Annotated in this window: 12 protein-coding genes; 10 read left to right on the top strand and 2 right to left on the bottom strand. The window is 71.3% G+C overall.

Features of this window, described 5'->3' with window-relative positions:
* Positions 1-33 precede the first annotated feature (33 nt).
* From ACIOGX_RS10895 to ilvD, 4 genes are all read left to right on the top strand, one after another.
* Complete coding sequence (locus ACIOGX_RS10895) at positions 34-966, top strand: Ppx/GppA family phosphatase (protein WP_401912091.1); 933 nt, start codon at positions 34-36, stop codon at positions 964-966.
* A 22-nt stretch (positions 967-988) separates the two neighbouring features.
* Positions 989-1,966, top strand: a complete 978-nt coding sequence (locus ACIOGX_RS10890) for a sugar phosphate isomerase/epimerase family protein (RefSeq protein ID WP_401912089.1) — start codon at positions 989-991, stop codon at positions 1,964-1,966.
* On the top strand, positions 1,963-2,574 hold the full coding sequence (locus ACIOGX_RS10885; protein ID WP_356515554.1) for a TetR family transcriptional regulator: 612 nt from the start codon (positions 1,963-1,965) through the stop codon (positions 2,572-2,574). Before ACIOGX_RS10890 ends, ACIOGX_RS10885 begins: the two co-directional genes overlap by 4 nt.
* Before the next feature lie 114 nt (positions 2,575-2,688).
* Complete coding sequence (gene ilvD / locus ACIOGX_RS10880) at positions 2,689-4,539, top strand: dihydroxy-acid dehydratase (RefSeq protein WP_356515556.1); 1,851 nt, start codon at positions 2,689-2,691, stop codon at positions 4,537-4,539.
* A gap of 199 nt (positions 4,540-4,738) precedes the next feature.
* Here ilvD and ACIOGX_RS10875 read toward each other — a convergent pair whose 3' ends face one another.
* Positions 4,739-7,093, bottom strand: a complete 2,355-nt coding sequence (locus tag ACIOGX_RS10875) for a serine/threonine-protein kinase (protein WP_401912086.1) — start codon at positions 7,091-7,093, stop codon at positions 4,739-4,741.
* 125 nt (positions 7,094-7,218) lie between these two features.
* On the opposite strand from ACIOGX_RS10875, the gene ACIOGX_RS10870 reads away from it, so the two are divergent.
* From ACIOGX_RS10870 to proC, 6 genes are all read left to right on the top strand, one after another.
* The gene (locus ACIOGX_RS10870; RefSeq protein ID WP_356515560.1) at positions 7,219-7,599 is read left to right on the top strand and encodes a hypothetical protein; all 381 of its coding nucleotides are present in this window, start codon (positions 7,219-7,221) and stop codon (positions 7,597-7,599) included.
* Positions 7,600-7,750: 151 nt separating this feature from the next.
* A complete protein-coding gene (locus tag ACIOGX_RS10865) occupies positions 7,751-8,269 on the top strand; it encodes a hypothetical protein (protein WP_401913341.1) in 519 nt (172 codons plus the stop codon).
* 45 nt (positions 8,270-8,314) lie between these two features.
* A complete protein-coding gene (locus ACIOGX_RS10860) occupies positions 8,315-9,061 on the top strand; it encodes a class I SAM-dependent methyltransferase (RefSeq protein ID WP_401912082.1) in 747 nt (248 codons plus the stop codon).
* A gap of 32 nt (positions 9,062-9,093) precedes the next feature.
* The gene (locus ACIOGX_RS10855) at positions 9,094-9,861 is read left to right on the top strand and encodes an ABC transporter ATP-binding protein (protein ID WP_356515564.1); all 768 of its coding nucleotides are present in this window, start codon (positions 9,094-9,096) and stop codon (positions 9,859-9,861) included.
* A complete protein-coding gene (locus tag ACIOGX_RS10850) occupies positions 9,858-10,697 on the top strand; it encodes an ABC transporter permease (protein WP_401912079.1) in 840 nt (279 codons plus the stop codon). The genes ACIOGX_RS10855 and ACIOGX_RS10850 overlap by 4 nt, the downstream gene beginning before the upstream one ends.
* Before the next feature lie 156 nt (positions 10,698-10,853).
* On the top strand, positions 10,854-11,663 hold the full coding sequence (gene proC / locus ACIOGX_RS10845; protein ID WP_356515566.1) for a pyrroline-5-carboxylate reductase: 810 nt from the start codon (positions 10,854-10,856) through the stop codon (positions 11,661-11,663).
* A 73-nt stretch (positions 11,664-11,736) separates the two neighbouring features.
* On the opposite strand, the gene trpS is transcribed toward proC, so the two are convergent.
* Complete coding sequence (trpS, locus tag ACIOGX_RS10840; protein ID WP_356515612.1) at positions 11,737-12,735, bottom strand: tryptophan--tRNA ligase; 999 nt, start codon at positions 12,733-12,735, stop codon at positions 11,737-11,739.
* Positions 12,736-13,282 lie beyond the last annotated feature (547 nt).

Genomic DNA, 13,282 nt, shown 5'->3' with positions numbered 1-13,282 from the left:
GCGTATGCGCGCGGTCGCAGTAGCGTTCCGTTCATGAGACTCGGAGTCCTCGACGTCGGTTCGAACACGGTTCACCTGCTCGCGGTGGACGCCCACCGCGGCGCCCGTCCGCTGCCCGCGCATTCGTACAAGGCGGAGCTGCGGCTCGCCGAACTCCTCGACGAGGACGGCGCGATCGGCCCCGACGGTGTCGACCGGCTCGCCTCGACGATCACCGACGCGCTCCAGGCCGCCGAGGACAAGGGCTGCGAGGACGTCCTGCCGTTCGCCACCTCCGCCGTGCGCGAGGCCACCAACGCCGAACAGGTCCTCGGGCGTGTCAAGAGCGAGACCGGCGTCGATCTGGAGGTCCTCACGGGCGAGGAGGAGGCCCGGCTCACCTTCCTCGCCGCCCGCCGCTGGTTCGGCTGGTCGGCCGGGAAACTGCTCGTCCTGGACATCGGCGGCGGCTCCCTGGAGATCGCGTACGGAATCGACGAGGAGCCGGACGCCGCCGTGTCCCTGCCCCTGGGCGCGGGCCGGCTGACCGCGGGCTGGCTGCCGGGCGATCCGCCCGACCCCATCGACGTGAAGGCGCTGCGCCGCCACGTACGGGCGCGGATCGCCCGTTCGGTCGGGGAGTTCTCGCGGTTCGGCAGCCCCGACCACGTGGTGGCGACCTCCAAGACCTTCCGGCAGCTGGCCCGGCTCGCCGGGGCCGCGCGCTCCGCCGAGGGGCTGTACGTGCAGCGTGAACTGAGTCGTACGTCACTGGAGGAGTGGGTGCCGAAGCTGGCCGCGATGAGCGCGCTCCAGCGCGCCGCGCTCCCCGGTGTCTCCGACGGCCGGTCGTCGCAGCTGCTGGCGGGAGCGCTGGTCGCGGAGGGGGCGATGGACCTGTTCGGGGTCGAGTCGGTGGAGATCTGCCCCTGGGCGCTGCGCGAGGGCGTCATCCTGCGGCGGCTCGACCAACTCCCGACCACATAGAGGGTGCCCGTACGCTGTCTCCGTGGCAGAACCTGTGGTGCGCATCCCGGATGCGAAGGTCGCGCTCTCGACGGCTTCGGTCTATCCGGAGTCCACGGCGACGGCTTTCGAGATCGCCGCACGCCTGGGGTACGACGGCGTCGAGGTCATGGTCTGGACCGACCCCGTCAGCCAGGACATCGAGGCGCTGCGCCGCCTCTCCGACTATCACGGGGTGCCCGTACTCGCCGTCCACGCGCCCTGTCTGCTCATCACGCAGCGGGTGTGGTCCACCGATCCCTGGGTGAAGCTCCAGCGGGCGCGGGCGGCGGCCGAGAAGCTCGGCGCCTCCACCGTGGTCGTGCATCCGCCGTTCCGCTGGCAGCGGCAGTACGCGCGTGATTTCGTCACCGGAATATGGCGGATGGCGGACGAGACGGACGTACGGTTCGCCGTCGAGAACATGTACCCGTGGCGCTACCGCGACCGGGAGATGCTCGCCTACGCGCCCGACTGGGACGTGACCAAGTACGACTACCGGCACTTCACCGTCGATCTCTCGCACACCGCGACCGCCCGCACCGACGCCATGGCCATGATCGGCCGGATGGGCGACCGGCTGGGGCATGTCCATCTCGCGGACGGCAACGGGTCGGCCAAGGACGAGCATCTCGTGCCCGGCCGGGGCACGCAGCCGTGCGCCGAGCTGCTCACGGGGCTGGCGGGCAGCGGATTCGACGGGCATGTCGTGATCGAGGTGAACACGCGGCGCGCGATGTCGGCCGCGGAGCGTGAGGCCGATCTGGCGGAGGCGCTGGCGTTCGCCCGGCTGCATCTGGCCTCGCCGTCCACGTCGCCTTCTTCGCCCGCGCCTTCTTCGCCCGCGCCTTCTTCGCCGACGCCTTCTTCCTCGCCCGCGCCGTCCGCGTCGCCCTCGGCCGCGCCGTCCTCGGCGAAGCGGTCGGGGCCGTCCTCGGCGCGGTCGTCCCGTACCGGCTCCCGGGGGATGCGCCCGTCATGAACGGCACGGCTCCGCGCCGCCGCGGCCGCCCCGCCCGGCAGGAGGCCGGTACCGGCCCCAGCGCCCAGCAGAAGATCCTCGACGCGGCCCGTACGGAGTTCGCCGAGCGCGGCTACGACAAGACGTCCATCCGGGGCATCGCCAAGGCGGCGGGGGTCGATCCGGCGCTCGTCCACCACTACTTCGGTACGAAGGACGAGGTCTTCGCGGCGGCCATCGAGGTCTCCTTCGAACCGGCCCTGATGCTGCCCGCGCTGCTGGCCGGCGGACCGGACGGCATCGGGGAGCGGCTCGCCCGCTTCTTCATCGGCGTCTGGGAGAACCCGGTGACCCGGGCCCCGCTGCTGGCGGTCATCCGCTCCGCGCTGACGCACGAGGCGGCGGCGAAGGTACTGCGTACGTTCGTCCTGCGGCGGCTGCTGGAGCGGGTCGCCGAGGAGCTCGACGTACCGGATCCGACGTTCCGCGCGGAGCTGGCCGCGTCGCACATGATCGGGATCGCCTTCCTCCGCTATGTGATCCGGGCGGAACCGCTGGCGTCGGTGGACACCGAGGAGATCATCAGGATGGTGGCGCCCACGATTCAGCGCTATCTGACCGAGGCCTGACCGATAGCTGAACGGCTGTTCCGTATGTCGGACATGCTGTCCAGATCTTGGATCCGGGGCGTACGCTCGAAGAAGTCATTTCTGCCGAAGGATCTGCTGAAGGAGCGAGCGACGATGCCCGAGCTGAGGTCCCGCACTGTCACCCACGGCCGCAATATGGCGGGCGCACGTGCCCTTATGCGGGCATCGGGCGTAGCGAGCGAGGACATCGGCAAGCCGATCGTCGCGGTGGCCAACTCCTTCACCGAGTTCGTGCCCGGCCACACCCACCTCGCGCCGGTCGGCCGGATCGTCTCCGAGGCGATCAAGGCCGCGGGCGCGGTGCCCCGCGAGTTCAACACCATCGCCGTCGACGACGGCATCGCGATGGGCCACGGCGGAATGCTCTACTCCCTGCCGTCCCGCGATCTGATCGCCGACTCCGTCGAGTACATGGTCGAGGCGCACTGCGCGGACGCGCTGATCTGCATCTCCAACTGCGACAAGATCACCCCCGGCATGCTGATGGCCGCGATGCGCCTCAACATCCCCACGGTCTTCGTCTCCGGCGGCCCCATGGAGGCCGGCAAGGCGACCCTGGTGGACGGCACGGTCCGCAAGCTGGACCTGATCAACGCGATCTCGGACGCGGTCAACGAGAGCGTCTCGGACGAGGACATCCTCCGTATCGAGGAGAACGCCTGTCCGACCTGCGGTTCCTGTTCCGGCATGTTCACCGCCAACTCGATGAACTGCCTGACCGAGGCCATCGGCCTCTCGCTGCCCGGCAACGGCTCGGTGCTGGCCACGCACACGGCCCGCAGGGCGCTGTACGAGAACGCCGGCCGCACGGTCGTCGAGATCACCAGGCGCCACTACGAGCAGGACGACGAGACGGTCCTGCCGCGCTCCATCGCCACCCGCGCGGCCTTCGACAACGCCATGGCCCTCGACATCGCCATGGGCGGCTCCACGAACACCATCCTCCATCTGCTCGCCGCCGCCCAGGAGGCCGAGCTGGACTACGACCTCGGCGACATCGACGCGGTCTCGCGCCGGGTGCCCTGCCTGGCCAAGGTCGCGCCCAATGTGGCCCCCGGCGGCACGTACTACATGGAGGACATCCACCGGGCCGGCGGCATCCCCGCCATCCTCGGCGAGCTGTACCGCGGCGGTCTGCTCAACGAGGACGTGCACACCGTCCACTCGCCGAGCATCAAGGACTGGCTGGAGACCTGGGACGTCCGCGGCGGCTCGCCGTCCGACGAGGCGGTCGAGCTGTGGCACGCGGCCCCCGGCTGCGTCCGCTCCGCCGAGGCGTTCTCCCAGTCCGAGCGCTGGGACACCCTCGACACCGACGCCGCGGGCGGCTGCGTCCGGGACGTGGCGCACGCGTACTCGAAGGACGGCGGCCTGGCGGTGCTGAAGGGCAACCTCGCCGTCGACGGCTGTGTGGTGAAGACGGCCGGCGTCGACGAGTCGATCTGGACGTTCGAGGGCCCCGCCGTCGTCTGCGAGTCGCAGGAGGACGCCGTGGAGAAGATCCTCCGCAAGGAGATCGCCGAGGGCGACGTCATCGTCATCCGCTACGAGGGCCCGCGCGGTGGCCCCGGTATGCAGGAGATGCTCTACCCGACCTCGTATCTGAAGGGCCGGGGCCTCGGCAAGTCCTGCGCGCTGATCACGGACGGCCGCTTCTCCGGCGGTACGTCGGGTCTCTCGATCGGCCACGCCTCCCCCGAGGCGGCCTCGGGCGGCACGATCGCGCTGGTCCACGACGGCGACCGGATCCGGATCGACATCCCGAACCGCTCGATCGAACTCCTCGTCGCCGACGACGAACTGGCCACCCGGCGCGAGGCGTTGAACGGTGTGTACGCCCCCGCTTCCCGTGAGCGCAAGGTCTCGGTGGCGCTGCGCGCGTACGCGGCGATGGCGACGAGCGCGGACAAGGGCGCGGTGCGGGACGTCACGCGCCTGGGCTGACTGACCGGGCTGACCTGGCCGCTCTCGGCACGCCCGTACGCACGGTACGCACGGTACGTACGCAGTCGGCCGTGCGCCCCGGATCCCGCTGGAGGGACCGGGGCGCACGGCTTTTCCGTGTCCGCTGATCTGTCTCTGACGTGTCTCTTGGTGTGTCCCGTGATGTGTCCCGTGACGTGTCCGTCGAGCAGGCCAGGTCCTACCAGCGGTCCGGCCGCCGGCTGTCGACCGCGAAGACGGACCCGTCGGGCGCGGTGGCGAAGACCGCGCCGGGCTCGGTCACGGGCGCGGGCAGGGTGGGCACGAGCGTGCGGGGGCCGTCGTCCATCCGCGGCTTCGTCTGCCCGAGCAGGACGCCACGTCCGGCGTCCACGGCGAGCAGCCGGCCGTCGCCCGCGCTCAGATAGACGCGGTCGCCGGTGACGGTGGGCCGCGACGCCCGGGTGACCGACGTCTCCAGCCGCCAGCGCACACCGGCGCTCCCGCTGCCGCCCGCCGTCCCGGCCGCGCCGGATCCGGCGGTGCCGACGGCGAGCAGCGAACCGGTGTACCCCATGACATAGACCGTGTCACCCGCGACGGTGGCCTGCGCCTGGTCGACCGGCGTGGGCAGCGGGACGCGCCGTACGGTACGGGTCGACGCGTCGACCCGTACGACCTCGTTCGTATAGCCGTCGGCGTCCTCGGAGAGCAGGAACAGCGCGTCGCCCGACGCGCCCGCCGGGGTCAGGCTGCCCGTCAGCCGCTTCGTCCAGCGCACGGCGCCGTCGGCCGGATCGACGGAACTCACCTCGGTGGCCCGGCCGTCGGACGACGGCGTGGCGGCGAACAACGGACCGCCGTCGGCGCGGGAACCGCTCGCCGCCGCCCAGACGGTGCCGGTCCCGCCGCGCTGCCGGCTCCAGCGCTCGTCCCCGGTCGCGCTGTCCAGGGACCGTACCCGTCCGTCGTAGGCCACGAGCAGCACGGTGTCACCGACGTGGCGGACAGAGGCGTACGAGGAGATCGGGACGGACCAGTGCGTGGCGCCGGAGTCCGGATCGAGCGCCTCCAGCCGGGCCCTGCCGGGGCTGGTCACATGCAGCAGTCCGCCCGAGAGCACCGGCGCCGCGCCGACGTCGGTCTCCGCGCCCGCCTTGTCGCCCTTGACGGACCAGTCGAGGTGGCCGTCCGAGGGATCGAGCCGGGCCGCCTTGATACCGGGAGCCGTGCAGTAGACGGCCGCGCCGGCGGCGGAGCAGACGGGTATGCGGGTCTCGCCGCCGCCGGAGCCGGGCAGCTTGATGTGCCAGGGGTGGAACGTCCCGCCGGGCCTCGCCGCCGCCGGCCGCGCGGGGTCGGCGGCGCCGTTGTCGAGCGCGGCCCGGACACCGACGAAACCGGCGGCCACGACGGCTGTCAGCACGACACCGATCGCCGCCCACCGGACGGCCCGCGCGCGGTTGGTGCTCCCCGCCCTCTCGGGCCTGTTCGCACCCTCCGCGTTCTTTGTGCCCTCCGCGCCTTCTGCGCCCTCAGCGCCCTCCGCGCCTTCCGCGCCCTCCGTGCGTGCCGCGCTCTCCGAGGGCCTGATCCGGAGCTGCCGCGTCCGGGACCGGGCGGGGCGGGCATGGGTCGCGGGGTCCGGATCCGCGTTCTCGGCGGGGTCGGGAAGGCGCTGCGCCGGTACGAGCGGACTCGCCCCCGGTGACGACAGCCGCGCGCGGTGCCGCGTATCCGTACCGGGTACCGGCGAGGGGCGCAGCGCGGCCATCATCTCGTCCGGAGTCGGCCGGTCCGCGGGCTCCTTCGCCAGACACCCGGTGATCAGCGGCAGCAGCTTCTCCGGGACCCCCGCCAAGTCCGGCTCGTTGTGCACGACTTGGTACGCGACGATGTACGGGCTGTCGGAGTCGAACGGCCCGCGCCCGGTCGCCGCGTGGACCAGTACCGCGCCCATGGCGAACACATCGGCGGCGGGGCCGACTTCACGCGGGCGCTGGAACTGCTCCGGTGCCATGAACGGTGGCGTGCCGATGAGCTTGCCCGTCTCGGTCCGCAGATCGCTGTCCGCCGGACGCGAGATACCGAAGTCGATGACCTTGGGGCCGTCCGGTGCCAACAGGACATTGCTCGGCTTGAGATCGCGGTGCACCACACCGGCCCGGTGGATGTCCCGCAGCCCCTCGGCCAGCCCCGCGCCGAGCCTGGTCAATTCCTCGGTGTCCAGCGGGCCGTTCCGCTTCACCCGCTCGGAGAGGGTCGGGCCGTCGATGAACAGGGTGGCCATCCACGGCCGTTCGGCCTCCGGATCAGCGTCCACGACGGGTGCGGTGAAGGCGCCGCTCACCCGGCGGGCGGCGGCGACCTCCTGCCGGAACCGCGCTCTGAACTCGGGATCCGACGCATGGTTGGTATGGATGACTTTGACGGCGAGACGCAGCCCGGAAGCGGAGGTGGCCAGATGGACCACGCCCATTCCGCCTGCTCCCAGGGCTGATTCGAGCAGGTAGCGACCGGCGTAATCCGGACGCTCCGCTTCCGGGGCCGACCCGGTATTGCGCAGTGGTGGCATCGCCCACCCCCGTGTATTCGTGCGCAAGCGCGACGCACGGAGCCTAGTCGATGATGCGTGCTATCCAGCCATGGGTTGCTAGCCTGCGCGGCGCAGAGTACGCACCTTCACTGGGGGAGGACCGAATGTCAGTCGAAGAGGTTGAGAGCGGTGTGGGGAATGCCGTGGGGGATGTCCTGGAGGGTGCCGGGGAGGCGCCGTCCGAGACGCTCGCCGGGGCGGGGGTCGCCGCGGCCGGGCCCGTGGAGACACTGGGGGCCAAGCGGTACACGGTCCACCCGGACTACCGCGTGAACGTGCGCAGCGGCCCCGGCACGAACTACCAGCTCGTCAAGGTGCTCCCGTACGGCGCGAGCGTCCCGATCAACTGCCAGAAGCCGGGGGAGTGGGTCACCGGCCCCTATGGGACGACGAACCTCTGGGACAACATCGCCAACGGACAGTTCGTCTCGGACGCGTATGTCTACACGGGCAGCAGCGGCTATGTCGCGGAGCGCTGCGCCTGATCGGGGCCGACCGCGCTGACCGGGTGCCGCGACGCGCGCCGGAGATAATCGCCGCGTGAGCGAGCACCCGGTACCCCCCGTACAGCCTGAACACCCCGTACAGCCCGGACAGCCTGAACAGCCCGGACAGCCCGGACAGCCCGAGCCGCACGTGCGGTCCGCGCCGCACGAGCCCCGCGGGAACGGTGGCCCCGAGCCCGAGGCCATCCGTTTCTTCGGTACGACCTGGGTCGGCCACGACCGCGGCTACGCACTGCGCCGCGTCGTGGTCGCCGCGGGCTCGCTCGTCACCACCGTCGTCGCCTGCTTCGTACTGCGCTTCGCGTACCAGGGGCTGGAGATCGCGGACGTGGGCGCGTTCGTCGGGGTGCTCGTCATCGCGGTCTTCTCGGTGTGCGGCGCCATCGCGTTCCGCAGGACCTGGGACGGTTTCCAGCGCCGCCCGGCCGATCCGGCCCGCGAGGAGTCCCTGCGCAGCGTCAAGACGATCGGTTTCATCGGCGCGCTCCTCGCGTACTTCCTGCGCTCTCTCGTCGAGGCCCCGGGCGAGGGGCTGCGCCGCGGGGAGTACGAGACGGCCCTCGTCCAGTACGAGCGCCGGCGCGCCGCCCGCGCCGGAAACCCCGCCGCCCGCTCCGGTGGCAAGGGCAGGAAGCCCAAGCGCGTGTAGGCCACGGCCCCCGGTCGCGCCCCGCCGCCGCGCCAGGATGGGCGCATGACCGAACGCGCTCTCTCCTTCGACGCCGTGGCCGACCAGTACGACGAGGCCCGCCCCGGCTATCCGCCCGCCCTCTTCGACGCCGTCGAGGAACTCACCGGCCGCCCGCTCAAGGGCTCCCGCGTCGTCGACGTGGGCGCCGGCACCGGTATCGCCACCCGCCTGCTGCGCGCACGCGGCGCCCACGTCACCGCCGTCGAGCCCGGACCGCTGATGGCGGCCAGGCTGCACCGCGCCGCCCCCGGCGTTCCGCTCGTCCGGGGTCTCGGTGACGCCCTGCCCCTGGCGGACGGCAGCGCCGACCTCATCACGTACGCGCAGTCCTGGCACTGGACCGACCCGGCCCGCTCCGTGCCCGAAGCCCTGCGGGTCCTGCGGCCCGGTGGCGCGCTCGCCCTCTGGTGGAACATCTCGGACGGCGAGGTGCCCTGGATCGCCGCCCAGGACGAACGGGTCCGCCGCTGGGCCGGCGACGTACACCACGGCGCCCACAGCGCCTCCGGGCGGGCGGAGAATCTGCCGGCCGCGATGGACCGGACGGAGCGGCGTATCCCGTGGACCCGCCGCGTCTCCCTCGACACCCACCTCGCCAATCTCGGCAGCCACTCCGTCTTCCGTACGCGCGGTGAACAGGCCGCGGCCGCCTTCTTCGCGGACGAGCGGGCGGAGCTGCTCGCGCTCTTCCCGGACGGGACCGTCGAGGAGGCATATGCCGTCGAGCTGACGGTCACCGTCCGCGCTTGACGGGCGCAGGGGCCGCGCCCATTATTCATCGCATGATGAATTTTACTGAGGGCGCCATCCGCGCCCGCGGTCTCACCGTCCGACGGGGCGACCGCACCGTCCTGCGCGGCCTCGACTTCGCCGTGTCGCCCGGCCGGATCACCGGCCTGCTCGGCCCGTCCGGCTGCGGCAAGTCGACCCTGATGCGCGCCGTCGTCGGCACCCAGGCCAAGGTCACCGGCACCCTGGACGTCCTCGGCCTGCCCGCGGGCGACGGCGCGCTGCGCGCGAGGATCGGCTATGTCACGCAGGCCCCGTCCGTCTACGACGATTTGACGGTCCGTCAGAATCTCGACTACTTCGCCGCCGTGCTCGACCCGGGACGGGCCCGCCGCGCCGCCCGCCGCGAAACGGTCACCCGCGCCATCGGCGACGTCGACCTCGCCTCCCACGCCGACTCACTCGCCGGCCGGCTCTCCGGCGGCCAGCGCAGCCGGGTCTCCCTCGCCGTCGCCCTGCTCGGCACCCCCGAACTGCTCGTCCTCGACGAACCGACCGTCGGCCTCGACCCCGTACTCCGCCGCGACCTGTGGGAACTCTTCCACCGCATCGCCGCGGAACGCGCCGCGACGATCCTCGTCTCCTCCCACGTCATGGACGAGGCCGAACGCTGCCACCGCCTCCTCCTCATGCGCGACGGCGAGATCCTCGCCGACGACACCCCCGACGCCCTGCGCGCCCGAACCCGCACGGAGACCGTCGAAGCGGCCTTCCTCCACCTGGTCGACGAGGCCGACACACTCCAGGAGAGCGCCCGATGAACACCGCGACCCCCGGTACGACGACGGTCCCCGGCACCACGGCGCCGTCCCGCACCGCCCCGGCCCCGATGTCCGCCGCCCGCACCCTGGCCACCGCCGCCCGCGTGCTGCGCCAGCTGCGCCACGACCCGCGCTCGATCGCGCTGATGATCCTCGTCCCGTGCGTGATGCTCTTCCTGCTGCGCTACGTGTTCGACGCTTCCCCTGCCTGCGGTGGGGAGACCCCATGCCCGCCCTCAACCTTCGACGCCATCGGCGCCTCGCTGCTCGGCATCTTCCCGCTGATCACCATGTTCCTGGTGACCTCGATCGCCACCCTGCGCGAACGCACCTCGGGCACCCTGGAACGCCTGCTCGCCATGCCCCTCGGCAAGGCCGACCTGATCGCCGGGTACGCCCTGGCCTTCGGCCTGCTCGCCGTCGTCCAGTCCGTCCTCGCCACCGGCCTCGCGGTCTGGGCCCTCGGTCTGGACGTGGTGGGATCCGCCTGGCTGCTCCTGCTGGTCGCACTCCTCGACGCCCTGCTCGGCACGGCACTCGGCCTCTTCGTCTCCGCGTTCGCCGCGTCCGAGTTCCAGGCGGTGCAGTTCATGCCCGCGGTGATCTTTCCGCAGCTCCTCCTCTGCGGCCTCTTCGCCCCGCGCCCGACCATGCAGCCCGTCCTGGAGGCGATCTCCAACGTCCTGCCGATGTCCTACGCCGTCGACGGCATGAACGAGGTCCTGCGCCATACGGACATCACCGGCGACTTCGTCCGGGACGCCGTGATCGTCGCCGGGTGCGCGGCCCTCGTACTCGCCCTGGGCGCGGCGACCCTCCGCCGCCGGACGGCGTAGACGTACCGCTCCCCCCCCCGGGACGTACCGCTTCCCCCGGACGTACCGCTCCTCGGACACATCCCGCGCGCGGCCCGGCCCCGGTGCGAGGATGGTCGGGAAGGACAGCAAGCAAGGAAGAACAGCACACATCCCCACCGGCGAGGTGACCCCGCAATGCCCCAGACAGTCGCAGTCCTCGGTACCGGAAAGATCGGCGAGGCCCTGCTCAGCGGCATGATCCGGGCCGGCTGGCGGGCCGCCGACCTGCTGGCCACCACCCGCCGTGCCGACCGGGCGGCGGAACTGCGTGACCGGTACGGCGTCGAGACCGTCACCAACGCGGACGCCGCCAAGCGCGCCGACATCCTCATCCTCGCCGTCAAGCCGCAGGACATGGGCAAGCTGCTCGACGAACTCGCCCCCCATGTCACCGCCGACCGCCTGATCATCAGCGCCGCCGCCGGAATCACCACCGCCTTCATCGAAGAACGCCTGACCTCCGGCACCCCTGTCGTACGTGTCATGCCCAACACCCCCGTGCTGGTGGACGAGGGCATGTCCGTCATCTCAGGCGGCAGCCATGCCCTCGCCGTCCATCTCGCCCACGCCGAAGAGATCTTCGGCGGCGTCGGCAAGACCCTCCGCGTCCCCGAGTCCCAGCAGGACGCGGCCACCGCCCTCTCCGGCTCGGGCCCGGCGTACTTCTACTTCCTGGTCGAGGCGATGACCGACGCCGGCATCCTCCTCGGCGTGCCCCGCGCCCAGGCCCACGAACTGATCGTGCAGGCCGCCATCGGCGCCGCCGTCATGCTCCGCGACAGCGGCGAACACCCCGTGAAGCTCCGGGAGGCCGTGACCTCCCCGGCCGGCACCACCATCAGCGCCATCCGGGAGCTGGAGAACCACGGTGTACGGGCAGCCCTGATCGCCGCGATCGAGGCCGCCCGCGACCGCAGCCGCGCCCTGGCCACCGGTAACGGCTGACACGCGGGCGGACGCGGCTGTTCCGCCGGACCACGGCCCGGCGGAAGCTCTCGGCTCGGCCGACGAACTCGGCTCAGCCGGCGGGCAGCAGACCGATGGCCCGATAGGCCGCGTCGACCACCGGACGGGCCATTTCCCTGGCCCGCTCCGCTCCCTCCTTCAGCACCCCGTCGACATAACCGGGATCCGCGGCCAGCGCCGCGTGCCGCTCCCGCAGCGGCCGCAGCAACTCGACCACCGCTTCCGCCGTGTCCTTCTTGAGCGCGCCGTACGAGTCATACGCGCCGGCCAGCTCGTCCGGGCTGCCGGAGCCGCAGCCCGCGAGGATCTCCAGCAGATTGGCCACCCCCGGTTTGGCCTCCGGGTCGTATTCGACCTCCGTCCCGCTGTCGGTGACGGCACGCATGATCTTCTTCCGCGCCACATCGGCATCGTCCAGGAGATAGACGATCCCCGCGCCGGACTCGTGCGACTTGCCCATCTTCGACGTCGGATCCTGGAGATCCATGACCCGCGCGGCCACCGGCGGCCGGGTGGCCCGCGGCACGGTGAACGTATGCCCGTACCGCTGGTTGAACCGCACCGCGAGATCCCGGGTCAGCTCCACATGCTGCGTCTGGTCATCACCGACCGGCACTTCGTCCGTGCGGTAGGCCAGGATGTCCGCGGCCATCAGCACGGGATACGACAGCAACGAGAACCGCACACTCTCCCCGGACGCCAGTGCCCGAGCGCTCTTCTCCTTGTACTGGATCATGCGCCGCAGCTCACCGTCGGTGGCCGTGCACTCCAGCAGATACGACAGCCGCGCGTGCTCGTCCACATGGCTCTGTACGAACACGGTGCACAGGGCGGGATCCAGCCCGGCCGCCAGCAGGAGCGTGGCGGCCTGCCGGCTGAGTCTGCGCACGCGGGCGGGATCGTGTTCGACGGTCAGCGCGTGCAGATCCACCACGCTGAACAGCGCGTCGGCCCGGTGCTGATCGACCTCGACCCACCTGCGCACGGCCCCGAGGTAGTTGCCGAGTGTCAGATGCCCCGTCGGCTTGATCCCGCTGAAGATCCGCGTCATCTCTCTCTTCACCCTCCGGATCGGAGCCGCCGCCTCCAGCGGCCGGCTGCTCCGAGAGGAGAAACGCGAACGGCCGCCGGGGCGGCGGCCGTTGAGTGCACACGTGTGTGGGCGGCCGCCGTCAGGCGGCCCACCACAGAAGGTTGCACGTGTGCGTTGTCATGGCCCCCAGAGTAGCGGCCGACCCCTCAAGTTGACATGCCAAACACAGATCCGTAATGTTCTCCGAGCTGTCCGACGTGAGCACCGGTCCAGGCCGGTCCCCGGACAGTCATTCAGCAGGACCCACTACAAGCAAGCGAACCACTGGTGTCGCATTGTTTTGCGTGAGCTTTTGCGAATGAGGAATCCGCGTTCGAAGGGACGCGGCCCCGATTAGCGTCGGAGCAGCAGATTCCGCTAAAGTCTCACTCGTCGGAACGGCCCAACAGCCGGGATGACAAGCCCACTCTGACTGGGAATCAGGCCCGAAAGGATCTGATAGAGTCGGAATCGCCGGAAAGGGAAACGCGAAAGCGGAAAACTGGAAGGCGGCCCCGCTCCGACG

This window comes from Streptomyces sp. NPDC088147 (assembly GCF_044741565.1).
Lineage (GTDB): Bacteria > Actinomycetota > Actinomycetes > Streptomycetales > Streptomycetaceae > Streptomyces.
This window is presented reverse-complemented; position numbering and strand designations above follow the sequence as displayed.